Source organism: Cellulomonas sp. ES6 (genome assembly GCF_030053835.1).
Taxonomy (GTDB): Bacteria; Actinomycetota; Actinomycetes; order Actinomycetales; family Cellulomonadaceae; genus Cellulomonas.
The window spans coordinates 1929010-1953266 of sequence record NZ_CP125655.1 but is presented as its reverse complement, the minus strand read 5'-3'; the positions used below and the strand labels follow the sequence as shown (position 1 = coordinate 1953266).

22 protein-coding genes are annotated in these 24257 nt (G+C 77.1%); 17 read left to right on the top strand and 5 right to left on the bottom strand.

Annotation, left to right across the window (positions count from 1 at the left end):
- Positions 1-90: 90 nt before the first annotated feature.
- The 6 genes from P9841_RS09215 (at position 91) to P9841_RS09190 (ending at position 3573) form a co-directional block, all read left to right on the top strand.
- On the top strand, positions 91-504 hold the full coding sequence (locus P9841_RS09215) for a type II secretion protein F (RefSeq protein ID WP_283321719.1): 414 nt from the start codon (positions 91-93) through the stop codon (positions 502-504).
- The gene (locus P9841_RS09210; protein ID WP_283321718.1) at positions 501-1034 is read left to right on the top strand and encodes a type II secretion system F family protein; all 534 of its coding nucleotides are present in this window, start codon (positions 501-503) and stop codon (positions 1032-1034) included. The genes P9841_RS09215 and P9841_RS09210 overlap by 4 nt, the downstream gene beginning before the upstream one ends.
- 178 nt (positions 1035-1212) lie before the next feature.
- Complete coding sequence (locus P9841_RS09205) at positions 1213-1551, top strand: DUF4244 domain-containing protein (protein ID WP_283321717.1); 339 nt, start codon at positions 1213-1215, stop codon at positions 1549-1551.
- Entirely contained in the window at positions 1548-2162 is a 615-nt protein-coding gene (locus P9841_RS09200; protein WP_349306947.1) for a TadE family type IV pilus minor pilin, read from the top strand. The genes P9841_RS09205 and P9841_RS09200 overlap by 4 nt, the downstream gene beginning before the upstream one ends.
- Positions 2129-2626: an Rv3654c family TadE-like protein gene (locus P9841_RS09195; RefSeq protein WP_283321715.1), complete on the top strand. Its 498-nt coding sequence runs from the start codon at positions 2129-2131 to the stop codon at positions 2624-2626. The genes P9841_RS09200 and P9841_RS09195 overlap by 34 nt, the downstream gene beginning before the upstream one ends.
- Before the next feature lie 113 nt (positions 2627-2739).
- Positions 2740-3573, top strand: coding sequence for a MerR family transcriptional regulator (locus tag P9841_RS09190; protein WP_283321714.1), 834 nt, complete (start codon positions 2740-2742; stop codon positions 3571-3573).
- Between the two features lie 14 nt (positions 3574-3587).
- Here P9841_RS09190 and P9841_RS09185 read toward each other — a convergent pair whose 3' ends face one another.
- On the bottom strand, positions 3588-6203 hold the full coding sequence (locus P9841_RS09185; RefSeq protein WP_283321713.1) for a DEAD/DEAH box helicase: 2616 nt from the start codon (positions 6201-6203) through the stop codon (positions 3588-3590).
- Between the two features lie 102 nt (positions 6204-6305).
- On the opposite strand from P9841_RS09185, the gene P9841_RS09180 reads away from it, so the two are divergent.
- The 3 genes from P9841_RS09180 to P9841_RS09170 all read left to right on the top strand — a co-directional run bounded on the left by P9841_RS09180 (position 6306) and on the right by P9841_RS09170 (position 9243).
- Positions 6306-7073, top strand: a complete 768-nt coding sequence (locus P9841_RS09180; RefSeq protein WP_283321712.1) for a LamB/YcsF family protein — start codon at positions 6306-6308, stop codon at positions 7071-7073.
- Positions 7074-7197: 124 nt separating this feature from the next.
- Positions 7198-8808, top strand: coding sequence for a 5-oxoprolinase subunit B/C family protein (locus P9841_RS09175; RefSeq protein WP_283321711.1), 1611 nt, complete (start codon positions 7198-7200; stop codon positions 8806-8808).
- 96 nt (positions 8809-8904) lie between these two features.
- On the top strand, positions 8905-9243 hold the full coding sequence (locus P9841_RS09170) for an STAS domain-containing protein (RefSeq protein WP_502848798.1): 339 nt from the start codon (positions 8905-8907) through the stop codon (positions 9241-9243).
- Between the two features lie 9 nt (positions 9244-9252).
- On the opposite strand, the gene P9841_RS09165 is transcribed toward P9841_RS09170, so the two are convergent.
- From P9841_RS09165 to P9841_RS09150, 4 genes are all read right to left on the bottom strand, one after another.
- Positions 9253-10464, bottom strand: coding sequence for a hypothetical protein (locus P9841_RS09165; RefSeq protein ID WP_283321709.1), 1212 nt, complete (start codon positions 10462-10464; stop codon positions 9253-9255).
- Positions 10461-10982: a sigma-70 family RNA polymerase sigma factor gene (locus P9841_RS09160; RefSeq protein WP_283321708.1), complete on the bottom strand. Its 522-nt coding sequence runs from the start codon at positions 10980-10982 to the stop codon at positions 10461-10463. The genes P9841_RS09165 and P9841_RS09160 overlap by 4 nt, the downstream gene beginning before the upstream one ends.
- 255 nt (positions 10983-11237) lie before the next feature.
- Complete coding sequence (locus P9841_RS09155) at positions 11238-12647, bottom strand: hypothetical protein (protein ID WP_283321707.1); 1410 nt, start codon at positions 12645-12647, stop codon at positions 11238-11240.
- Positions 12644-13174: a SigE family RNA polymerase sigma factor gene (locus tag P9841_RS09150; RefSeq protein WP_283321705.1), complete on the bottom strand. Its 531-nt coding sequence runs from the start codon at positions 13172-13174 to the stop codon at positions 12644-12646. The genes P9841_RS09155 and P9841_RS09150 overlap by 4 nt, the downstream gene beginning before the upstream one ends.
- A 244-nt stretch (positions 13175-13418) precedes the next feature.
- On the opposite strand from P9841_RS09150, the gene P9841_RS09145 reads away from it, so the two are divergent.
- The 8 genes from P9841_RS09145 (at position 13419) to P9841_RS09110 (ending at position 24256) form a co-directional block, all read left to right on the top strand.
- The gene (locus tag P9841_RS09145; RefSeq protein ID WP_283321704.1) at positions 13419-15716 is read left to right on the top strand and encodes a sodium-translocating pyrophosphatase; all 2298 of its coding nucleotides are present in this window, start codon (positions 13419-13421) and stop codon (positions 15714-15716) included.
- 61 nt (positions 15717-15777) lie between these two features.
- On the top strand, positions 15778-16209 hold the full coding sequence (locus tag P9841_RS09140) for a hypothetical protein (RefSeq protein ID WP_283321703.1): 432 nt from the start codon (positions 15778-15780) through the stop codon (positions 16207-16209).
- Positions 16209-16862: a histidine phosphatase family protein gene (locus P9841_RS09135; RefSeq protein WP_283321906.1), complete on the top strand. Its 654-nt coding sequence runs from the start codon at positions 16209-16211 to the stop codon at positions 16860-16862. Before P9841_RS09140 ends, P9841_RS09135 begins: the two co-directional genes overlap by 1 nt.
- A 230-nt stretch (positions 16863-17092) precedes the next feature.
- Positions 17093-19294 carry an Ig-like domain-containing protein gene (locus P9841_RS09130; protein ID WP_283321701.1) on the top strand — a complete coding sequence of 734 codons (2202 nt, stop codon included), beginning with the start codon at positions 17093-17095 and terminating at the stop codon, positions 19292-19294.
- A 26-nt stretch (positions 19295-19320) separates the two neighbouring features.
- On the top strand, positions 19321-20868 hold the full coding sequence (locus tag P9841_RS09125; protein ID WP_283321700.1) for a DUF7059 domain-containing protein: 1548 nt from the start codon (positions 19321-19323) through the stop codon (positions 20866-20868).
- A 139-nt stretch (positions 20869-21007) separates the two neighbouring features.
- Positions 21008-22297 carry an efflux RND transporter periplasmic adaptor subunit gene (locus P9841_RS09120; protein ID WP_283321699.1) on the top strand — a complete coding sequence of 430 codons (1290 nt, stop codon included), beginning with the start codon at positions 21008-21010 and terminating at the stop codon, positions 22295-22297.
- A complete protein-coding gene (locus P9841_RS09115) occupies positions 22290-23027 on the top strand; it encodes an ABC transporter ATP-binding protein (protein WP_283321698.1) in 738 nt (245 codons plus the stop codon). The genes P9841_RS09120 and P9841_RS09115 overlap by 8 nt, the downstream gene beginning before the upstream one ends.
- A complete protein-coding gene (locus P9841_RS09110; RefSeq protein WP_283321697.1) occupies positions 23024-24256 on the top strand; it encodes an ABC transporter permease in 1233 nt (410 codons plus the stop codon). Before P9841_RS09115 ends, P9841_RS09110 begins: the two co-directional genes overlap by 4 nt.
- The last annotated feature ends 1 nt before the right edge of the window (position 24257 follow it).

Here is a 24257-nt window from a genome sequence, read left to right as displayed (position 1 = left end):
GCGTCGGGCACAGCGGGCGCACCGGGCGTGCCTGGCGCACAGAGAGCACCGGGCGTACCAGGCGCACCGGGTCCACCGGGCGCGGGCAGCGTGCGGCGGCCGCGGGGGCGCCCGCTCCCGGCGGCGCGGCGTCGAGCGGTCCTGCGTCGGGTCCACGCGGTCCTCGCCGCCACCCGGCTCGCGGGCGACCTGGGCGCGCCGCTCGCCGGCGTCCTCGAGGAGTGCGCCCGGTCGATGCAGGCGGACGCGGACGCCGAGACCGAGGTCCGGGCAGCGCTCGCGGGGCCGGAGCACACCACCCGGTTGCTGACGTGGCTCCCGGTGCTCGGCCTCCTGACCGGGGTCCTGCTCGGCGCCCGACCGCACGCCGTGCTGCTCGACGGCGGCGCCGGCTCGCTCGCGGCCGGGACGGGGGTGCTCCTGACATTCGCGGGGCGGGTGTGGGTGGCCCGGATCGTCGCGGCTGCGCGGGAGCCCGGTCCCGGTCCCGAGGGAGCGCGGTGACCGAGGTGCTGCTCGTCGCGCTGGTCGCGGCGGCCTGGCTGCTGGCACGGCCGGGCGCGCGACGCGTCTCCCCGCCCCGCACGAGCGCCCCGGCCGTCGTCGAGGTCGAGGTGGATCTCGCGACGGCGGTGGACCTCGTCGCGGTCGCCGTCGAGGCCGGCGCCAGCGTCCCGCACGCGCTCCGGTCCGTCGGGGCCGCGATCGGCGGCAGGCGCGGCGACGACCTGGCGCGCGCTGGTGCGGCCGTCCTGCTGGGCGCGTCGTGGCCGACGGCCTGGGCCCACGCCCCGGTCCTCGGCGCGACGCTGGACGGGCTCGGCGCCGCGTGGGCGGGCGGGACAGCACCAGGACCGGCGCTGCGGACGGCCGCGGACGAGCTGCGCCGGCGTCGGGCGCGGGCGGCGCGCGACGCGGCCGGACGCCTCGGGGTGCGGCTGGTGCTGCCGCTCGGGCTGTGCTTCCTGCCGGCGTTCGTGCTCCTGGGGCTGGTCCCGGTGCTGGCGTCCTTCCTGTCACGGCTGCTCGGCTGACGCGGCCACGGCGTGCGGTCGTCGACCGCCGCGGGCGGGACGCGAGTCCTCCACAGGTCTCGCGGGATCCGGCGGTCCCCAGGCCGGGCGCGAGGGGCGGGCGGGGACGCGGGAGGGCGGACCAGAGTCGGGGACACCCCGCAGGCACCGGGTCGGCGGGGAGGACGGGAGGTACGTCATGGTGCAGAGCGGCAGGGGCTCCGGGTCGGGCGCGGAGGGCCCGGCGGGCGTGACGGGCGGGCCGCAGCAGGTCGCCGTTGCCGGGGGGCGGTGGGCGCGCGGGCGGTGGGCGCGCGGGCAGGGGGCGTCGGCCGCGGGCCAGGGCCGAGGGGCGGCGCGGGTCCTTGCCCGCCTGCGGCCGGACGGGCGCCCCGGAGACGCCGGGATGGCGACGGCCGAGTACGCGGTCGTGATGATCGCCGCAGTGGGGTTCGCCGGTCTGCTGGTGCTCATCCTCAGCAGCGCCGAGGTGCGGGAGGCGCTGCTCGGGCTCGTGCGCGACGCGCTGTCGGTGTGACCGTGCCCCGCCTCCGCCCCCGGCTCCCACTTCGGCTCCGGCTTCGGCTCCCACTTCGGCTCCCGCTCCCGCACCGGCTTCGGCTTCCACGTCAGCTCCGGTTCCCGCTCCGGTACCGGTACCGGTACCGACACCGACACCGACTCCCTTCCCGGCTCCCGATCCGGCCCGGGCTCGGGGCGAGACCGTGGCCGTGGAGGGTGGCCGCATGCACCGCCGGCCTCTCGCGGCCCAGGGGCGGCCCGCCTGTCCCCGGTGGCCCAGCGCGGCGCGCCACCGCCGAGCGCGGGTCCGTCACGGCGGAGTTCGCGGTCCTGCTGCCCGTCGTGGTGCTGCTGCTCGGCGGTGTCGTCGCCGTGACGTCCACGGCCGCCACACACCTCCGGTGCGCCGACGCCGCCCGCGCCGCCGCCCGGGCCGCGGCGCTCGGCCAGTCGGACGGGGAGGTCGCCGCCGTGGCCCGACGCGTCGCGGGGCCCGGCACCGTGGTCGCCGTCCGGCACGACGGCGGGTGGGTCGAGGTCGTCGTCGAGTCGGGGGTCGGACCGGCCCTGCCGCTCGTCGGAGGCCTGACGGTATGGGGCGCCGCGACCTCGAGGGCCGAGCCGTGACGGCTCGCCGGGCGACGCCCCGGGGAGCGGTGGTCGCCGTCGGCGGCGTGTCGGCGCTCCTCGGTGGACGTCGTGGAGCGCCGCGGGGCGGACCGCACACCGACCGCGAACGGGTCCGTGGGCTTGGTCGCGACCGGGAACGCGGGTCCGCGTCGGTCCTCGTCCTCGCCCTCGTGGCCGTCACGGTGGCGCTCGCGACCCTGCTCGGTCTGCTGGCGTCCGCGCACGCGGCGCGCGGACGTGCGCAGGCTGCGGCCGACCTCGCCGCGCTCGCGGGCGCGCAGCGCGCCCTGACGGGAGGTGCCGCGTGCGGGCTCGCGCGCGAGGTCGCCGCACGGAACGGGGCCGTCCTCGACCGGTGCCACGAGCTCCCCGGCGCGGTGGTCGAGGTCGCAGCCAGCGTGCCCGGGGTCGGGGGCGTCGCCACGGCTGCGGCACGCGCCGGGCCTCGGACCACGACCTGACGGGCCCTGACCGGGGGCCGGAGCGGTGCGGGCCCGGACGAGGACCCTCGTCGCCGACCCGCGGACACGCGGCCCTGGACCCTCCCACGGTGTCAGGGTGTGGAGTCGTGGACATGACCCGATCCGAGCCCCGGCTGTTCAGCATCGGGGAGTTCTCCCGGCTGGCGCGCATCAGCGTGCGGATGCTCCGGCACTACGACGACCGCGGGCTGCTCGCCCCGGCCGCCGTCGACCCGTTCACGGGATACCGCTGGTATGCACCCGACCAGCTGCGGACCGCGGCGCGCATCTGCGCGCTCCGGGACGCCGGGCTCCCCGTCGCGCAGATCGCCCGGCTCCTGCCGGTGCACGACCAGCCCGAGGTCGTGCGGCAGGTGCTCAGCGAGCAGCGGGACCGGCTGCTGTCGGACGCCGAGGACGTCCGACGGCGGATCGATCGGGTCGACCACCTCCTCGCCACCCTGAAGGAGACAGCCATGTCCATCGACGTCCGACGCACCACCGTCCCGGCCGCCACGGTCGCGGCCCTGCGGGACGTGATCCCCACCTACGCCGACGAGGGCCGGCTGTGGGAGCGCCTCATGCCCGCCCTCGGCGCGTCCGGCGCCGTCCCCGCCCCGGACGGAGCCGCGGGCGCGACCTTCCACGACGAGGGCTTCCAGGAGCACGACGTCGACGTGGAGATCTGGGTGGAGGTCGCGGCCCCCTTCGCCGGCGCCGACGGCGTCCGCTGCGTCGACCTGCCCGCGCGTGACGTGGTCGCGGCCACGTTCACCGGCCCCTACGACCAGGTCACCGCGGTCACGACCGCGCTCGGCGACTGGATCGCGGAGCACGACCTCGAGCTCGCGGGGCCGATGTTCGACATCTACCGCGTCGGGCCGGGGAAGGAACCCGATCCCGCCCGGTGGGTCACCGAGGTGTGCCAGCCGGTGCGCGACCGCTGACGGAGGCGCCGCGGTCAGTCCGCCGGCGCGTGCGCCAGGACGGCGTCGAGCAGGCGGACGGCCGCGGCCTTCTCCAGCGGGTTGTTGCCGTTCCCGCACTTCGGGGACTGCACGCACGCCGGGCAGCCGCTGCGGCACGGGCAGGTGGCGATCGCCTCGCGCGTCGCGCGCAACCACGTCGCGCCCAGGGCGTAGCCACGCTCGGCGAACCCTGCGCCTCCGGGGTACGCGTCGTGGACGAAGACGGTGGCCTGCTCCGTGTCGGCGTGCAGGGCGGTCGACACCCCGCCGAGATCCCAGCGGTCGCAGGTGGCGAGCAGCGGGAGCAGGCCGATCGACGCGTGCTCGGCGGCGTGCAGGGCCCCGGGCGCCGTCTCGACGGTGATGCCGGCCCGCTCGAGGACCTCCACCGGCGCCGTCCACCACACGGCGGTCGTCGGCAGCGTGCGGGCGGGGAGGTCGAGCGTCTCGGACCCCAGCACCTCCATGCCCGGGATGCGCTTGCGCTGGAAGCCCAGCACCTGGGTGGTGACGTCGACGGCCCCGAACCCCCACGTCACGGGCCCCCAGCGGCGTTCCGCGGTGGTCGACCGGATCTCGGTGCTGGTCACCCACCGGGCCCACGTCCCGAAGTCGACGTCCCTCCGGTCGACCAGCGCCACACCGTCGTCCAGGTGCAGCTCCCCGACGACGTAGGTCGCGCCCTGGTGGACGTACACGGCCCCCTCGTGGACGGTCGAGTCCGCTGCCGCCGCGTCGACCGTCCCCAGCAGGCGGCCGGTCACCGACTCGACGACGCGGACCGGGTCGCCCCCGGTACCCCGCAGGTCGGTCAGGCGGGCAGCCTGCTCGGCGTGCGTCCAGTACCAGCCGGACGGCCGGCGGCGCAGCGCCCCGCGGGCCACCAGCACGTCGAGCAGCTCGCGCGTCGCCGGCCCGAACAGGTCGAGCTCCTCCGCCCGGATCGGGGTCTCCGCCGCCGCGGCGCACAGGTGGGGCGCGAGCACGTACGGGTTCCCCGGGTCGAACACCGTGGCCTCGACCGGGGCGTCCAGCGCCGCCTCGGGGTGGTGCACGAGGAACGTGTCGAGCGGGTCCTCGCGGGCCACCAGGACGACGAGCCCGTCGGCCCCCGCGCGCCCTGCCCGCCCGGCCTGCTGCCACAGGGACACGCGCGTGCCCGGCCAGCCCGCGATGACGACGGCGTCGAGCCCCGAGATGTCCACCCCGAGCTCCAGGGCGTTCGTGGTCGCGAGCGCGCGCAGCCGACCGGTCCGGATCGCCTCCTCCAGCGCCCGGCGCTCCTCCGGCAGGTAGCCCCCGCGGTACGCGGCCACGGCGCCCGCGAGGCCGGGGTCGACCTCCCGCAGGTGCTCCCGCGTGACGGTCGCGACCGACTCGGCGGCCCGGCGCGAGCGCGTGAACGCCAGGGTCCGGGCGCCGGCGGCGGTGAGGTCGGCGAGCAGGTCCGCGACCTCCGCGGTCGCCGAGCGACGCGGCCGGTCGGGGTCCTCCGCGACGAGGTCCTCCCCGGTGCCGAGAGGACCCGATCCCTCCCGGGTGGGTCCGACCGACCCGGCGTCCGGACCCGGCGCGGGGGCCACGTCGTGCGTCGGTGCGCCGTCCGGCCGTCCGTCGGGCGCGGGTCCGTCCTGCCCGACGCCGCCGTCCTGCCCGACGCCGCCGTCCCGGTCGACGTCGACGGGGGGCTCGTCCAGCGGCAGCGCCCACGGGTCGTCCTCGGGGAGGAGCCCGCTCCACGGGCCCTCGGCCGGGGGCACCTCGGCCGGCTGCCACAGGGCCACGGTCTTGCGCCCGGCGGGGGAGGCGTCGTCCGCGACGGACACGACCTCCTCGGCGGGCACGCCGATGAGCCGCCCGGCGCTCGCGGCGGGTTCGGCGGTCGTGGCGGACGCGAGCAGGAAGACGGGCTCGGCTCCGTAGACCGCCGCGACCCGGCGCAGGCGCCGGAGGACGGCCGCCACGTGGGCCCCGAACACCCCGCGGAAGGCGTGGCACTCGTCGAGCACGACGTACCGCAGCGACCCGAGCAGCCGGGCCCACCGCCGGTGCTGGGGCAGCAGGGCGAAGTGCAGGAAGTCGGGGTTGCTGAGGACGACGTCCGCGTGCTCCTGGACCCAGCGGCGTTCCTCCAGGGCGGTGTCGCCGTCGCAGGTCGACACCCGCACGTCCCGCAGGTGCGCCGCGTCCAGCAGGCGGTCGAGCGCATGCCGCTGATCGGCCGCGAGGGCCTTCGTCGGGCACAGGTACAGCACGGAGCCGCGCCGGGTGACGGACTCGATGCGCCCGGGGTCAAGGCTGCGTGCGGCAGCCTGGGCGCGGACCGCGGACAGCGACGGCAGCCAGAACGCGAGCGACTTGCCCGACCCGGTGGACGTGGACAGCACGGTGTGCCGGCCGGACCACGCCGCCTCGGCCGCCTCCGCCTGGTGCACCCAGGGCCGGTCCACGCCGAGCGCCCGGTAGCCGACCACCAGGTCGGGGTCGGACCAGGCCGGCCAGTCGGCGGTGCGGCCCTGGCGTGCCGGGAGGTGGCGGACGTGCGTGAGGCGGTCCGCGCGCCGCCCTCCGGCGAGCAGCACGTCGAGCAGCCCGCCGGTGTCCGTCACGCCTCCATCCTCGCCCTTCCGCCGGCAGGACGCGGCCACGCGACGGGGCCGGGTGGTCGGGTCGCCCGGTGGCGCGGGTGGCTCGCGCGGCAGGATGGGTCCGTGCACATCGACCTGAACTGCGACCTCGGCGAAGGGCTGGGGGTCTGGACGCTCGGCGAGCCGGGGACGGACGACGCCCTGCTCGAGGTCGTCACGAGCGCGAACGTCGCGTGCGGGTTCCACGCGGGAGACCCGGCGATCATGGCGGCGCGCTGCTCGACGGCGGTGGCGCGGGGGGTCGCCGTCGGGGCGCACGTGGGGTACCGCGACCTCGTGGGCTTCGGCCGGCGGGCGCTGGACGTCCCGCCGGACGTGCTGCTGCAGGAGGTCGCGTACCAGGTGGGCGCCCTGCAGGCCGTCGCGCGGACGGTGGGCGCGCGCGTCGGGTACGTGAAGCCGCACGGCGCGCTGTACAACCGCGTCGTCGGCGACGGCGTGCAGGCGCTCGCGGTCGCGGCGGCGGTGGCGCAGGTCGACCCGGGGCTGGCCGTCGTGGGGCTGCCCGGGTCGGCGGTGCTGGTGCGGGCGCGCGAGCTGGGGCTGCGGACGGTCGAGGAGGCCTTCGTCGACCGCGGCTACCGGGCGGACGGGACGCTCGTGCCGCGCGGGCGGCCGGGGGCGCTCGTGACCGACCCGCAGGAGGCCGCCGCCCGGGCGGTGCGCATGGTCCGGGAGCGACGGGTCGCGAGCGTCGACGGCGGGGACGTCGAGGTCACGGCCGCGTCGCTGTGCGTGCACTCGGACACCCCGGGCGCGGTCCCGGTCGCGCGGGCGGTGCGCGCGGCCCTGGAGGCGGCGGGGGTCGAGCTGCGGCCGGTCGCGCCGTGAGGCACGGCGCGCGCCGGGGCCGGGACGGGGCCGCGCTCCCGCGACGGAGGACGTGGTGACCGGGACGCCGAGCCCTGCGGGAGGCCCGTCGCGCACCGGCGGAGCGGGGCCCGGCGGAGGAGAGGTGCCCGGGGACGGCGCCGTCCGCGTGGTGCGGTACGGACCGGACGCGCTGCTCGTCGACCTGGCGGGCGCCGGTCAGGTCCGGGCGCTGGACGACGCGCTGCGGTCCGCGCCGCCCGCGGGGGCGGTGGACGTGGTCCCCGCGGCGCGGACCGTGCTGCTCCGGTTCGGGTCGTCGTCCGCGGCGGACGCGGCGGTCGACGCCGTGGCGGCGGCCGCGCGGGCCGCGGCGCGGGCGACCGGGGGAGCCGGGCCGGCGGACCGGCGGCCGGCCGACGCGGTGGAGCTGCCGGTGCGGTACGACGGCCCCGACCTCGCCGAGGTCGCGCGGCTGACCGGCCTGACCCCCGAGGAGGTCGTGCGCCGGCACGCCGCGTCGACGTACACGGTGGCCTTCGGCGGCTTCATGCCCGGCTTCGCCTACCTCACGGGCCTCGACCCCGCGCTGCACGTCCCGCGCCGCGCCACCCCGCGCGAGCGGGTCCCGGCCGGTGCGGTGGCGGTCGCCGGCGAGTACGCGGCCGTCTACCCGGCGGCGACACCGGGCGGCTGGCGGCTGCTCGGCACCTGCGACGTGCCGCTCTTCGACGTGGACCGCGACCCGCCCGCGTTGCTGCGGCCGGGCACGCGCGTGCGGTTCGTCCCCGTCGACGACGCCCCGCCCAGCACCCCTGTCGCAGCTCCCGCCCCGGTCGCAGCCCCCGCCCCGGTCGCACCCTCCAGCCCCGCCCCGGCCGGCGTCGAGGTCCTCGCCACCGGCCCTCTCGCCCTCGTCGAGGACGCCGGCCGCCCGGGGCTCGCGGCGGTGGGCGTGGGCCGCTCGGGCGCCGCGGACGCCGGGGCCAGGCGGCTCGCGAACCGCCTGGTCGGCAACCGCGCGGACGCGGCGGTGCTGGAGGTGCTGCTGGGCGGCCTCGAGCTCGCGTTCCCGGGCGGCGGTGTGGTCGCGCTCGCGGGCGCGGAGGTGCCGGCGACGGTCGACGGTGTGCCGGTCGCCCCGCACACCGCGACGCGGGTCCCGGCGGGGGCGGTGCTGCGCACGGGGTCCGCCACGCACGGTCTGCGGCTCACGGTCGCGGTGCGCGGGGGTGTCGACGTCGCGCCGGTGCTGGGCTCCCGCGCGGCGGACCGGCTCGCCGGCATCGGGCCCGCGCCGCTGCGGCCGGGGGACGTGCTGGCCGTGGGCTCCGCGGTCGCGGCCGCCGCGCAGCCGTGGCCGGACCCGCCACGCGCGTGGCCGTCGGCGTCGTCGCCGGCCGTGCTGCGCGTGCTGCCGGGGCCGCGGGCCGACTGGTTCCCGGCCGGTGCGCTCGACGCCCTGGTGGCGGCGGCGTGGACGGTCGCCCCGGCGAGCGACCGGGTCGCCGTGCGGCTCGCCGGTCCGGCACTGCCGCGCCTGGACCGGGGCGAGCTCCCGTCCGAGGGGCTCGTGCCGGGCGCGGTGCAGGTGCCGCCCGACGGGCTGCCGGTGGTGTTCGGACCCGACCACCCGGTGACCGGCGGCTACCCGGTGCTCGCGGTGCTCGACGCGCCGTCCCGCGACGTCGCCGCGCAGCTCCGTCCCGGCGACGCCGTCCGATTCGTCCCGGTCCCGGGCCGGACGGGTCGGTGACAGCCCCGGACACGCCTGCGGGGGGACGCCCCGCCCGGTGAGCGGCGTCTGTTTGAATGGCCGCGACAGCCGAGGGGAGCCCTAGTGGACGTGAGCGTGGCCAGCAGGACCGTCGACGGCCGCACGGTCGTCGACGTCACGGGTGAGATCGACGTGTACACCGCTCCTGCGCTGCGGGAACGGCTGACGTCCCTCGTGGACGCCGGGCACACCGACCTCGTCGTGAACCTCACCGAGGTGCGGTTCATGGACTCCACAGGCCTCGGCCTGCTCGTGGGCGTGCTCAAGCGGGTGCGGGGGCTCGACGGCCGGCTGCAGCTCGTCATCGACTCGGAGCGGCTGCTCAAGGTCTTCCGGATCACCGCCCTGACCCAGGTGTTCACGATCCGCGAGACCGTGGCCGAGGCGCTCGCGGACGCCCCGGCCACGGACTGAGGGACTCCCTCAGGACATGAACTGCCCCACGACCTGGACGACCTGACCGCCCCGGACGTCCACCCAGAACCAGCTCTGCTGCTCGACGGTGATGTCGCTGGGGTACGCGTCCTCGCCGACGCACGCCGTGGACGTGCGCGGCCCGGCGACCTGCTCGAGCGTCAGGGTCTCCCGCCACGGAGCGCTGCCGCACGCGCCGGTCACGACCACGTCGGCCGCCACCGGCAGGGTGCGCAGGCGCGTCGACTCGTTCAGCCACTCGACCGCGGGCGCCTCGTGCTCGGCCTCCTCGCGGGTCATGCCGAGCGTCGCCATCCGGTGCTCGACCGTCTCCTGCGGCGTCAGCACCTGCGCGACGTCGACGGTGATCGTCCGGGCGGCGGGGTCGACCGCCGTGAGCATCGCGAGGTAGTCGCCGTCGGCGAGCGTCTCGGAGCCGTCGGCCTCGTCCGGGTCGTACCCCTCGACCTCGACCATCTCCATGCGGTTGCGGTTCGGGTCGATCAGGGGGCGCCCGCTGCCCGAGCCGCCGCCGGAGGGCGCGTCGTCCGCCGCTCCCGTCGGCGCCTCGCCGGGGTCGAGGCGGACCTCGACCGGGTCCGAGACGGCGGTGCCACCGGCGGTCCGCACGGCCACCGCACCGGTGTAGGTGCCGGCGGCCAGCGGGGCACCGCAGTCGTCGAGCGCGCCGCTCAGCGCGAGCTGCACCCCGTCGGCGGTCACGGTCCACGCGGGCTCGCCGGTGGTCGGCAGCAGCGCGGCGACCCGGCCGTCGCGCAGCACGGCGAGCGCGGCACCGCCGCCCGCCAGGTCCGGCAGCTCGGCGGCTCCCGGCCCGTCGACGGCGACCTGCACGCTGACGGGCCCGGCGGCCGTGCCCTGCGCGGGGGAGAGCGCGGTCACCGCGAGGTCGCCGGCGCCCGCGGGCAGCGGCTCGCCGCACACGGGCCACGCCGCGGTGCCGGGTGCGGCCGAGGTCGTGGGGGTGGGGTCGGGCAGTGCCGGTGCGCCGCGGTCGGGGAACCAGCCCGCCACGCTCGTGCCGGCGAGGGCGACCGCCGCGACGCCGGCGACGAGGCCCCCGGCCGACGCACCGCGGATCGCGGCACGGCGCCGGCGACGCCGGTGCACGATCGCCTCGACCGGGAGGGCACGTGCGCCGTGGTGCTGGGCGTCCGCGACGATGTCGGCGAGCGCCTCGGACAGGTCGTGGTCGTTCACAGCAGGTGCTCCATCTCGTCTCGGTCCTCGCGGGTCGACCCGTCCGGGGCGTTCCCCAGCGACAGGCCGAGCCGGCCGCGGGCGTCGGCCAGGTAGCGCTTCACCGCCCCGGTGCTCAGGTCGAGCACGTCGGCGATGTCGGCGACGGGGAGGTCGTCGAGGTAGCGCAGCACGGTGCAGGCGCGCTGGCGTGCGGGGAGCTCGGCGAGCGCGGCACGGACCTCCTGCCGCACCGTGACCCCGTCGGCGAGGTCGGGCAGCGTCTCCTCGGGGCCCGCGAGCCGCGGCAGCAGGTCCCGCCACCGCCGGGCCCGGCGCCGTCCGTCCACGAACGTCGTGAGGATCGTGCGGCGCACGTACCCCTCGACGGTCTGCAGGTCGACGCCCGTGCGCGTGCGCACGACCGTCTTGACCAGCGCGTCCTGCACCAGGTCCTCCGCGTCGCGGAGGTCGCCTGTGAGCAGGTACGCGTAGGCCACCAGCGCCCGCCCGCGGTCGCGGGCCAGTGCTGCGATCATCTCGTCCCCGTGCGGCACGGTCGTCCTCTCCTCGTCTTGCCCCTCACCTGCTGAGACGACCCGCGGGCCCCGGAGGTTGTGCGCCGCCGCCGGGCAGATCCGGCACGTCCGGGACGGACGGGCGCGACCTCCCGACATCGCACCGCCGCGCCGTGCGTGGCGTCCGGGACGAGTGTCCTGCCCGGTGGACGGTCCGCGTGCCCCGTCGACGGTCCCCGTGCGCGCCCGACGCCGACCCGGCGGCGCGGCGCGGGCTCACCGGATGACGATCTCGAACGGCTCCCCGGCGACGACGACCACGGGCCCCTCGGGGACGGCGAGCGGGGTGACGCCCTCCGGCGTCCGCAGCTCGGCGGCGGTCACCGGCACGACGGGGTGGACGGTGTAGGTGCCCGGGGGCAGCGCCTCCTCCGTGGCGGAGCCCGTCGCGTCGCACCGCTCCAGGTCGGTGCGGTCGGGGACCGGGAGCACCGACCCGGTGTCGAGGTCGACCGAGGCCCACAGGTCCGCGGAGGCGGGGCGGCTGGTCCCGACGACCACCCCGTCCTGCTCGAGCCAGTACTGGACACCGGTCCGCAGGTAGGCGCGCAGGCGTGACGGCCCTCGGTAGGTCAGGGTCGCGGGGGCGTCGAGCTCCTGACCCGCGACGACCGAGGCCACGGGGGCGGCGTCGAGGTCGAAGGCGCCGCCGGTCGTGAGATCCGGGACGGCGGCACCGCACGCGGGCTCGGCGGCCAGGCGCACGTCCTCCGAGGGAGGAGCCGGCGTCGTGACGGCCCCGTCCGCCGCGATCGTCACCGTGGCGGGCTCGCTCAGGACGCGTCGCCAGTCCTGTGGGTGCTCGGCGGCGAGGGCCGCCGCGGCAGCGGTCGTCCCGTCCCCGATCGCCGACGGGTCGGGACCCAGGGGCATCACGCGCGCGGCGGCGACCACCTGGTACTCCCCGGCGGGGAGGTCACCGCCGTCGAGGCAGGAGGTCAGGGGGACGTGGGTCCGGTAGACGGACGAGGTCGTCGACGCCTCGACGTCGTACGCCGTGATCACGGGCCACGTGCCGCCGTAGGAGTCCGTCGCTGCGACGACGATCCCGTCGTGGACGACCAGCAGGTCCGGTCCGCGGTCCTCGTAGAGCCCGAAGTGCGCGCTGCGCGGTTCCCAGTCCGGTGTCAGGGCGAGCGAGGTGCGGGTCACGACCGGCACCGGTCCCCCGGGCCGGACGACCTCGGCGAGCACGGCGAGCACCGTGTCCCACCGGTCGTCGACGGGGTCGGCGGGCGGGGTGGTGACCAGGGAGCCGCAGGCCCCGAACGGCAGGCCGGGGTCGCCGGTCGGCAGCGTGGTCGTGGGTGCGGCCGGGTCGTCCGCCGTGGGCGCCGTCGAGGGGCGGGGTGCGGGCGTCGTCGAGGGCCGGGGTGCGGGCGTGGTCGTGTGCGCGGGCGGTGCGGGGGCGGGCGCCTGGTCGGGCAGCAGCGCGAGGGTGCCGCCGGTCAGGGCGAGGACGGCGCAGGTCGCCGCGGCCGTGGTCAGGGCTGCTCGGCGGGTACGCCCCCGGCGGGTGCGGGCGATGAGGTCGGCGAGGGGAAGGCCTGCGTCGGGGAGGTCGCGGTGCGCGGTCGCGACACCGTCGACCAGGTCGTCGAGCGCGCGGTGCAGGTGGTCGCTCATCGTCCGCCTCCGTTCGTGGTGGACAGGTCCTCGGTGTCGAGGTCGGGCATGCCGAGCAGGGTGCTGAGACGGGAGGCGGCGTCGGAGAGGTAGCGCTTGACGGCGCCCTCGGACAGGTCGAGCCTGCGGGCGATCTCGGGGACGGTGAGGTCGTCGTAGTGCCGCAGGACGGTGCAGGCGCGTTGCCGTGGCGACAGGGTCTCGAGGGCGGCGGCGACGCTGACCTGGTCGACCACGGTGCTCTCGGCGGAGGGGCTGGTGGCGGCGGGCGCGACGAGGTGGGCGTTGTCGCGCGAGACGCGGTCGTGGCGGTGCTGGTCGATCCAGCCGGTGAGGACGGCACGGCGGACGTAGGCCTCGGTCCAGGTGATGTCGTGGCCGGCGCGGCGGCGGGTCCAGGCGCGCACGACGGCGTCCTGGACGAGGTCCTCGGCGCTCGCGGTGTCGCCGGTCAGCAGCCTCGCGTAGCCGATGAGGGCCGGTCCGCGGTCGCGGACGAACGCCGCGAGGTCGTCCTGCCAGCTCACCGTGCCGCTCCGTCCCGGTCGGGCAGCCGTCCGCCGACCCGTCCTCCGAGTGTCATGGCTGGTCGACGGTCCGCGGGGGGCGTTCCGTTGGGGGGCGGGTCCGGATGTCACCCGGACGGAGCAACGCCGCTCCACCCCGCCGGCCGGGGGTTTGGTGGCTACAGTGGCGTCCTCCACGCGGCAACGGGGCGGCGTGAGGTCGGGGGCGGTCGGGGGAGGCCGTGCCCGTGTCCGAGGAGGATGCATGGTCGATCTCGGTCCGGCGAGTCTCGTGGTGGTCTGGGTCATCGCCGCCGTCGCGGTCGCGGCGCTGGTCGTGGCGGTGGTGCTGCGGCGTCAGGTGCTCGCGGCGGACGAGGGGTCCGCGGCCATGCGGTCCATCGCCGCGGCGGTGCAGGAGGGTGCGGCGGCGTACCTGTCGCGGCAGCTCAGGACGCTGGTGCTGTTCGCGGTGGTGGTGTTCGCGCTGCTGTTCCTGCTGCCGGGCGACGCGGGGGTGAAGATCGGCCGGTCGGTGTTCTTCCTGGTCGGCGCGGGTTTCTCCGCCTCGATCGGCTACCTGGGCATGTGGTTGGCGACGCGCGCGAACGTGCGCGTCGCGGCGGCCGCGTCGCTGCCGGGGGGCCGGGCGGAGGGCGCGCGGATCGCGCTGCGCACGGGCGGCGTGGTCGGCATGTCGGTGGTGGGCCTGGGCCTGCTCGGCGCGGCGGTCGTGGTGCTGCTCTACCGGGGCGACGCGCCGGCGGTGCTCGAGGGCTTCGGGTTCGGCGCCGCGCTGCTCGCGATGTTCATGCGGGTCGGCGGCGGCATCTTCACCAAGGCGGCGGACGTGGGCGCGGACCTCGTCGGCAAGGTCGAGCAGGGCATCCCCGAGGACGACCCGCGCAACGCCGCGACGATCGCGGACAACGTGGGCGACAACGTCGGGGACTGCGCGGGCATGGCGGCGGACCTGTTCGAGTCGTACGCGGTGACGCTGGTCGCGGCGCTGATCCTCGGCCGGGCGGCGTTCGGCGAGGAGGGCCTGGTGTTCCCGCTGATCGTCACCGCGATCGGCGCGCTGGTGGCGGCGCTCGGCGTGCTCGTCACCCGGGTCCGGGGCGAGGAGAGCGGGCTGACGGCCATCAACCGCGGGTTCGCGGTGGCGGCGGTCGCCGGCGCGGTGCTCGCGGCCGTGGCGGCGTTCGCGTACCTGCCGTCGTCGTTCTCGGCGCTCGCGGGCACCGCGGGCCTGGGGGACCACGGCGGCGACCCGCGGCTGGTGGCTGCCGGCGCGGTGGCGATCGGCGTCGTGCTGGCCGGCCTGATCCTGTGGGTCACCGGCTACTTCACGGGCACGACGTCCAAGCCGACCATCCACGTGGCGCGGACCTCCCAGACGGGGGCGGCGACGGTCGTGCTGTCGGGCATCGGGGTGGGCTTCGAGTCGGCCGTGTACACGGCGGGCATCATCGCGGCGGCGATCTGCGGCGTGTTCCTGCTGGCGGGCGGGTCCATCGCGCTCTCGCTGTTCCTGGTGGCGCTCGCGGGCTGCGGCCTGCTGACGACGGTCGGCGTGATCGTCGCGATGGACACCTTCGGACCGGTGAGCGACAACGCCCAGGGCATCGCGGAGATGTCCGGCGACGTCACCGAGGAGGGCGCGCAGATCCTCACGGACCTCGACGCCGTCGGGAACACGACGAAGGCCGTGACCAAGGGCATCGCGATCGCGACGGCCGTGCTCGCGGCGACCGCCCTGTTCGGCTCGTACGCCGACGCGGTGGCCGGGGCGGTCGCGGACCTGCGGATGTCGCAGGCGCCGGGCGACATCGTCCTGGCGATGACGGACTACCAGGTGATCAGCCCCGTGACCCTGGTCGGGGTGATCCTGGGCGGGGCGACGGTGTTCCTGTTCTCCGGCCTGGCGATCGACGCGGTGACCCGCGCGGCCGGTGCGATCGTGTTCGAGGTGCGCCGCCAGTTCCGCGAGCACCCCGGGATCATGACCGGCGCGGAGCGCCCCGAGTACGGCAAGGTCGTCGACATCTGCACCCGGGACTCGCTGCGTGAGCTCGCGACGCCCGGCCTGCTCGCGGCGTCCGCACCGGTCGCGGTCGGGTTCGGCCTGGGCATCGGGCCGCTCGCGGGGTTCCTGGCCGGGGCGATCGGCTCGGGCGTGCTGATGGCCGTCTTCCTGGCGAACTCCGGCGGCACGTGGGACAACGCCAAGAAGCTGGTCGAGGACGGCCGGTACGGCGGCAAGGGGTCGGACGCGCACGCCGCCGTCGTCATCGGGGACACCGTCGGCGACCCGTTCAAGGACACGGCGGGCCCGGCCATCAACCCCCTGATCAAGGTGATGAACCTCGTCGCGCTGCTCGTCGCGCCGGCGGTCGTCGCCGTGTCGCTGGGGGACGACGCGAACCCCGTGCTGCGGCTGACGATCGCGGTGCTGGCCGCCGGCGTCGCGTTCGGCGCGGTCATCGCCTCGCGGCTGCGCGCCGCCCGCGTGGACGAGGAGGCGCGCCTGGAGCGGGAGGTCCGGCTGCCGGCGTCGTGACGGCGCCCGGGGCGTGCGCTCCCGCCTCGACCGCCCGGCGGACGTCGGGCAGGCTGTCGGTATGACCCGGACCCGCCGCCCCGGCCGCCGCCTGCCCCGCACCGCCTCCCTGCTCGTGCTGCTCCCGCTGGCCCTGGCCGCCTGCTCGGGCGGCGACGACGCCGAGCGGTTCTGCTCGGAGGCCGAGGACGCCCTCGCGGGCATCGACGCCTCGGGTGCGCTCGGCGACGACCCGCAGGCGTTCGCCGACGCGATCGCGCAGCAGCGCGAGGGGTTCGAGTCGATCGACCCACCCTCGGAGATCGCCGACGACTGGCGGACGTTCGCGACGGCGTTCGCGGAGCTGGACGACGCGCTGCAGTCGGTGGACACCACGGACCAGGCGGCCCTGGACCAGGCGCTCACCGAGTTCTCCGGCTCGGCGGACGCCGAGGGGCTCGCGGACGCGTCCGACCGCATCGGCACCTACCTGACCGAGAACTGCGAGGCGTGATGCGGCTGCACCTCGTCCGCCACGGCCAGACCGGCTCGAACCTGCGGCACGCGCTCGACACGGGGGCGCCCGGCGCCGCGCTGACCCCCGAGGGCGAGCGGCAGGCCCGCGCCGTCGGGGAGGTGCTCGCGGCCGAGCGGCTCGACGCGGTGTACGCCTCCCACCTGGACCGTGCCCGGGCGACGGCCGCGGAGGTCGCGCGCCCCCACGGGCTGGACGTCACCGTCCGCGAGGGACTGCGCGAGGTGCTCGCCGGTGACCTGGAGATGCGGACGGACGCCGACGCGGTGGAGCGGTACCTCGGCACGATGCTCGCGTGGGCGGGCGGGGACCTCGACGCGCGGATGCCGGGCGGCGAGACGGGCCGCGCCACGCTCGAGCGGTTCGACGCGGTCGTCGAGGAGATGCTCGCGACCGGGGCGGGCACCGTCGCGGCCGTCAGCCACGGCGCGGTGATCCGGCTGTGGGCGATCACGCGGGCCGCCAACCTCCACACGCGGTCGGACGTCGTGCAGGTGCTGGACAACACCGGCGTCGTGACGCTCGAGACCGGCGGCCCGACCGGCTGGTACGCGACGCGCTGGCAGGACGAGACCGTGCCGCACGACGCCCCGGCGGGCGACGGCCCGGGCGGGGAGCCGCTGCCGGTCTGACACGGGCGTCGCACCCCGGCGCCGCACACTACTGAGTAGCGGCCACTCAGGTCCGCGCGACGGCCACCTCAATCCGCACCCGCTCCCGCGACGGCACGGGTCGGTACCGCGGCCGGCACCACTCAGTGGCACGGGAGGTACCGGGGCCGCGTCGACGCTGGAGGCGTCCGTCGAGCCCGTCGAACCCGGTGCGTCGCCGTGCGGACCGGTGCGCTCCGTAGGACCCTCCCGTGATCCCGACCCGTCTGGTCGCCACCGCCGTCGTGGCCGCGCTCGCCGCGCCCGTCGGCGTGCTGCTCGCCCCCGCCGCCGTCGCCGCCCCGCCCTCGCTCGAGGAGACCCGGACGTTCACCGTCCCCGACCCCCGTGCGACCGGGTACGGGCTCGACCTCGACGGCGACCTCGCCGTCTACACCGGGCGCTACGACTCGCGCGGCGCGGCCGGGACCGGCCTGGTCCAGGTCGCGCGCCGGACCGGCCCCGCCGCCACCGACTGGACGACCACCGACCTGCCCGTCCCCGCGGACGTGCGGGGCTACGGCGTCTCCGTGGCGGTCGACGCCGACGCGGGACGGGTCGTCGTCGGGGCGATCACCTCGCAGCACGTCGTGGTCTACACCCGGACCGGTCCGGACGAGTGGGCGGTCGACCGCGTGCTCGAGGCCCCGGCGGACCCCCGGGTGGGCCTGGTCCGCACGTTCGGGGAGACCGTCGCGCTGGACGGCGGCACGCTCGTCGTCGGCGCGCCCAACTCGACGGTCGACGGGCGGGCGAACGCCGGCCTCGCGTACCTGTTCGACCTCGACGCGGGCACGTCGCGGCCGCTGCTGCCGGCGCCGGAGCTCGTCGTCGGCGACTCGATCGCGGGCCAGGCGGTCGACGTCGCGGACGGGCGGGTCGCCGTCGGGGCCCCCCAGCTGCGGCGCACGCTGGACTTCTACGGCGGCCAGTTCCGGGTCGGCGGGGTGTACCTGTGGGACACGGCGGCGCTCGACGCGGGGCCGTCCCTGACCTCCCAGCCGGTCGGGGAGGAGATGCGCTCCGTGCCGCCCGGCAACGGCGGCGGGCCGGCGTTCGGCTACGCGCTCGCCCTGGCGGGCGGCCGGCTCTACGTCGGCTCGCCGCTCGAGGTGAACTACACCGCCGAGGACCCGGCCGACCCGGTCGGCGGCTACAACGTCTCCTCGATCGACTCGGGCACCACGACCCAGGGCGCGGTGTACGTGTACGACCCGTCCGACGCGGCGGCCCCCGCCCGGGTGGGCGGCAAGCTCATGCCGCCGGCCCACTCGTACGGGTTCGGGTACCGCGTCGACGCGACCACGGACGCGCTGCTCGCCTCGGCCTACAGCGCCGCGGACGGGCTGCGGGGCGAGGTGCACGTCCTGGACCCGGCGGCGGTCGACCCGACGATCCCGGACGACGGCGGGCTGCTGCGGCAGACGGTGGAGCCGGTGCAGACGCTGCGCGGTTCCGACATGGAGCCGGGCGCGCGGTTCGGGAGCAGCGACATCGGCGGCGGGGTGGCCGTCTCCGGGGGCCGGGCCCTCGTGGCCGCCTTCGCGACCGGGGCGAGCGCCAGCGGCAAGGTCTACCTGTTCGACGCGGTGGTGCCGGAGCCCGTCGAGGTGGCCGTGCCGGACGTCACCGTCACCTACGGCCTGCCCGCGACCCTGACGGCGACCGTGTCCGGGCTGGTGCCGGCCGGTGCCTCCGTCGCGGTCGACGGGGTGGAGCTCGGCGGCGTCACCAGCGACGGCGCCACGGTCACGGCGTCGGTCGCCGCCGCGGCGTACGACGTGGGCGACCACGAGGTGGCGGTCGCGGTGCGGCGCGAGGCCGGCGGCGAGGTCGTCGCGACGGCGACCGCGCTCCTGCGGGTGCTGCCGGCCGCCACCACCACGACGGTCGACCCGGGGCCGGGTGCGTCGCGCCCCGCGGGCGAGGCCCTGCCCGTCACCGGGACCGTCGCGGGCGAGCACGGCACGGTGCCCGGCGGCTCCGTCGAGCTGCTCGCCGCCGGGGAGGTCGTCGCGACCGCGGACCTCGGGGCGGACGGCTCGTACGCGACCGAGGTCCCCGCCCCGGCGGTCGTGCCCGGCGAGCTCGCCCTCGAGGCCCGGTACGCCGGCGACACGAACCACCTCGCCTCGTCCGCGTCGGCGAGCGTCCAGGTCCGTGCCTCCGACCCACCGGTCCCGACGCCCGAGCCGACGGAGCCGGTCGAGCCCGTGGACCCGGTCGACCCGGTGGACCCCGTCGACCCGGTGGACCCGCCCGCGCCGGCCGGCCCGGCGGGCGAGGCCGCGCCGAGCGGCCCCGCCTCGGCGGTCCTGGCGGTGACCGGGCCCGGCGGCCTCGCGGCCCTGCTCGCGGCGGCGGTCCTCGTCATCGCGCTCGGTGTCGTCCTCGTCCGGAGGCGGCGCGCCTGACGACGGCGATCGGGGAGGATGGGCGGGTGCAGCCCCCCACCTCCCCGGACGCCGCCCCCGTCGACCTGCTGGACGCCCTGCGCGCCGACCTCACCGGCGCGGGCTTCACGGTCGCGGGCGTCGCCGACCTGCTCGGCCCGGTGGCGTCGGCGGCGCTGCACCGGGAGGAGGCGGTCCCGGCGCTGCGGGTCACGGCCGCCGCCACCGACCCGCGGGCCACGCTCGTCCGCGCGCTGGTGCTCGGGGTCCCCGTGCCGGCGTCCCGCCTGGCCGCCGCGCTGCCCACCCTCGGCGTCGACGGTGCGCGGCGCCTCGGGCTCGTGTCCGCCGCGGGCTCGGCCCCGGACGACGAGGTGCGGGCGCTGGTCGACCTGCGGCCCTACGAGGCCGAGGACGGCGCCGGCGCCGTGGACTGGTGGATCGCGTCGGACCTGGGTGAGCTGGCGACCGGCGGCGCGCTGCGCACCGACCACGTGCTCGGCGTCGGGGGCGCGTCCACGACGCTGGCCCAGGTGACGGTGCGCGACCCGCGCGGCCGGACGCTCGACCTCGGCACGGGCTGCGGCATCCAGGCCCTGCACGCGTCGCGGCACTCGGCGTCCGTGGTCGGCACCGACATCTCCGCGCGGGCGCTGGCGTTCGCCCGGTTCAACGCCGCGCTGGCGGGGGTGGGCGCGCTCGACCTGCGGCTCGGGTCGATGCTGGAGCCGGTCGCCGGGGAGCGGTTCGACCTGGTGGTGAGCAACCCGCCGTTCGTGATCACGCCGCGGGCGGCCGGGGAGGTGCCCACGTACGAGTACCGCGACGCGGGCCGCACCGGGGACGCCGTCGTGGCGGACCTCGTGACGTCCGTCGGCGGGGTGCTCGCGCCCGGCGGCGTCGCGCAGCTGCTCGGCAACTGGGAGGTCCGCCGGGGCGAGCGGTGGGACGAGCGGGTGGGCGCGTGGCTCGACGCGTCCGGGCTGGACGGCTGGGTGGTGCAGCGCGAGCTCCAGGACCCCGCGCAGTACGCCGAGACGTGGATCCGCGACGGCGGGACGACGCCGGACCGGGACCCGGAGGCGTGGCGCACCCGGTACGCCGCGTGGCTCGACGACTTCGCGTCGCGCGATGTCGAGGCGATCGGGTTCGGGATCGTCGTCCTGCGCCGGCCCGGGTCGCACGGTCCCCTGGTGCGCCGGCTCGAGGAGGTCACCGGCACCGTGCGGCAGCCTCTCGGCCCGGCCATCGGGGCGAGCCTGGCCGCGCAGGAGCTGCTGCGCGGGCAGGACGACGCGGCGCTCGCGGCGGCACGGCTGCGCGTCGCGCCGGACGTGACGGAGGAGCGGTACCTGCGGCCCGGCGACGTCGACCCGCAGGTGGTGCTGCTGCGGCAGGGCGGCGGCTTCGGGCGCACCGTGCGCGCGGGCACCGCGCTCGCCGGGTTCGTCGGCGCCTGCGACGGGGAGCTGACCGTCGGGCAGATCGTCGGTGCGCTCGGTGCGCTGCTCGGCGTGGACGCCGCGGGCGTCGCGGCCGAGGTGCTGCCCGCGGCGCGCGGCCTGCTCGCGGACGGCCTGCTGCTGCCCGCCTGACCGGCTGGCCGGCACCCGGCCACGGCCTCCTGACGGCCGCCCACAGCCTCGGCACAGGTGGGTGATACGACCGCTCCAGGCACCCTCCCTACGGTCCTGACCAGCCGCGACACCGCGCGGGACCGTCGTGAGGGAGAACATGCTGAGGCTGTGGAGACGCACCCGCGCCTGGGTGCGCGTGGTGGGCGTGGTGCTGCTGGTCGGTGTGGCGGGGGCGGGCGGGTACCTGCTCGCGCTGCGGGAGGAGCCGGCGCAGGCCGCGGCCCCGGCGTCGACGACGAGCGCCGTCGCCGCGAGCCTGTCGACCATCGAGCAGTCCGTCTCGGCCAGCGGCACGCTGACGCCGGCCGTGCAGGAGGACGTCGCGTTCGCCGTGAGCGGGACCGTGCAGTCGGTCGACGTCGCGGCGGGGGACACCGTCACCGCCGGGCAGCAGCTCGCCACGGTCGACACCCTGCAGCTCGACGCGGCGCTGCTGTCCGCGAAGGCCGACCTGGCGTCCGCCCAGGCGTCGCTCGCGGACGCCGAGGACGAGGCGGACGGCTCGGACGCCTCCGACGCGCAGGTCGCCGCCCTCACCGCGCAGGTCGAGGTCGCGCAGGCGGCCGTGGACGCGGCGCAGGAGGACCTGGCCGGGGCGACGCTGACCGCACCGGTGGCGGGTCTCGTGACCTCGGTGGACCTGGAGGTCGGCGACGTCGTCGCCGGGAGCTCGGGGTCGAGCGGGTCGTCGACGAGCGGCTCGGCGGGTTCCGGTGCCTCCGGCGGGGCCGTCGGGGCCTCCCAGGGGTCCAGCGCGTCCAGCGCGTCCACGAGCAGCTCCACCGCGCAGTTCGTGATCGTCGGCACGGACGCCTGGCAGGTGTCCGTGTCGGTCGGGGAGTCCGACGTCGCGCTGGTCGACGTCGGCGACCAGGTGGAGCTGACCGTCGACGACGTGGCGGACACCGTCTACGGCACGGTCGGGGAGGTCGGGCTCGTCCCGTCGAGCTCCTCGGGCGTCGCCACCTACCCGGTGACGGTCGACGTCACCGGGTCCCCGGAGGGCCTGCACGACGGCGTGTCCGCGGACGTCTCGATCATCTACGAGCGCCGCACCGACGTGCTGACCGTGCCCGCGGCGGCGGTGACCACCGTGGACGGCCGCTCCGTCGTCACGCAGGAGGGTGCGGACGGCGAGCAGGTCACCACGGAGGTCACCGTCGGCGAGACCTCCGGCACCCTGGTGGAGATCACCGACGGGCTGGCCGAGGGCGACGAGGTGCTGGTCACGGCGTTCACGCCGCGCGCCGGCACGGGCTCCGACGACGAGCAGCAGGGCGGCGGCCAGGTGCCGGACTTCTCGGGCGGGATGCCGGACTTCTCCGGGGAGATGCCGGACTTCTCCGGCGGGTTCCCGGACGGGTTCCCGGGCGGCGGCAATGGCTGAGGCCGTGCTGGAGCGCCGGCCGCCGGACCCGACCCCGGAGGGCGCCCCGGTCATCGAGCTCGCCGGCGCCCGCAAGACCTACCGCACCGGCAGCATCGAGTTCGAGGCGCTGCGCGGGGTGGACCTCGGCATCGCGACCGGCGAGTACGTGGCGATCATGGGCCCGTCGGGCTCGGGCAAGTCCACCCTGATGAACATCGTCGGGTGCCTGGACGTCCTGACCGCCGGGACGTACCGGCTGGCGGGCGAGGACGTGGGCGACCTGGACGAGGAGGAGCTCGCGGAGGTCCGCAACCGGCGCCTGGGGTTCGTGTTCCAGCAGTTCCACCTGCTGCCGTCCCTGCCGGCCTGGCGGAACGTCGAGCTGCCGCTGGTGTACGGCCGGGTGCCGGCCGCCGAGCGGCGCGACCGGGCGGTGGCCGCTCTCGAGCGGGTGGGGCTCGGGGACCGGCTCGAGAACCGCCCGGGCGAGCTGTCCGGCGGTCAGCAGCAGCGCGTCGCGGTCGCCCGCGCCCTCGTCGGGGAGCCGGCGCTGATCCTCGCGGACGAGCCGACGGGCAACCTCGACTCGGCCTCCACCGAGGACGTGCTCGCGCTGCTGGACGACCTGCACGCGCAGGGCCGCACGATCGTGCTCATCACGCACGAGCTGGAGGTGGCGCAGCACGCGCGGCGCATCGTCTTCGTGCGGGACGGCGTCATCCAGTCCGACGAGGTGAACCCGCGATGACGTGGTCCGAGACCCTGCGCACCGGCTGGTCGGCGGTGCGCGGGCACAAGCTCCGCTCGCTGCTGACCGTGCTCGGCATCCTCATCGGCATCGCCGCGGTGATCCTCACCGTCGGCCTCGGCCTGGGCACCCAGAAGGACGTGAGCGAGCAGATCAGCGCGCTCGGCTCGAACCTGCTCATCGTGACGCCCGGGTCCTCGACGGACTCCGACGGGCTGCGCGGCGGGTTCGGCACCGGCGCGACGCTCACCCGCTCGGACGCCGAGGCGCTCGCCTCGCCGGTGAACGCCCCCGACATCGGGGCGGTGGCGCCGGAGAAGGAGTCGTCGCTGTCGGTCGAGGCGAACGACACGAACTGGACGACGAGCGTCGTCGGGACGACCGTCGACTGGCCGTCGGTGCGCTCGCGGACCGTCGCCTCCGGGGAGTTCTTCACGGCGGAGGACGACGCGGCGGGTGCCGCCGTCGCCGTGGTCGGCGCGACGACGGCCACCGAGCTGTTCGGCACCACCCGCGTCGTCGGGCAGCAGCTCACGATCGCCGACACCCCGTTCACCATCGTCGGGGTGCTGGCGGAGGCCGGGTCGAGCACGGACAGCGACCTGGACGACGTCGTCGTCGTACCGCTGACGACCGCGGCCGACACGGTCTCCGGCAGCCTGACGCGCAGCTCCCTCACCACCGTGTACGTGCAGGCGGCGTCGGCCGACCAGCTCTCGGCCGCCTACCAGGAGGCGCAGACGCTGCTGCTCAACCTGCACGGGATCACCGACGCGGACAGCGCCGACTTCAGCATCGACAGCCAGGACGCCCTGGTCAGCACCGCCACGTCCGTGTACCGGACGCTCACGGTCCTGCTCACCGGCATCGCGGCGCTGTCGCTGCTGGTCGGCGGGATCGGCGTCATGAACATCATGCTGGTGTCCGTCACGGAGCGGACCCGTGAGATCGGCCTGCGCAAGGCGCTCGGCGCCCCGCCGTGGGCGATCCGCCGGCAGTTCCTCGTCGAGGCCGCCGTGCTCGGCCTGGCCGGCGGCCTGCTCGGCGCCGTGCTCGGCGTCGTCGCGGCGGCCGTGCTGCCCGGCCTGCTCGGCACGTCGGTCGTCGTGTCCGGCGCCGCCGTCGCCGGTTCCGTCGCCGTGGCCCTCGCGATCGGCCTCGTGTTCGGCGTCTACCCCGCCACCCGGGCCGCCCGGCTCGCCCCCATCGACGCGCTGCGGTCCGAGTGAC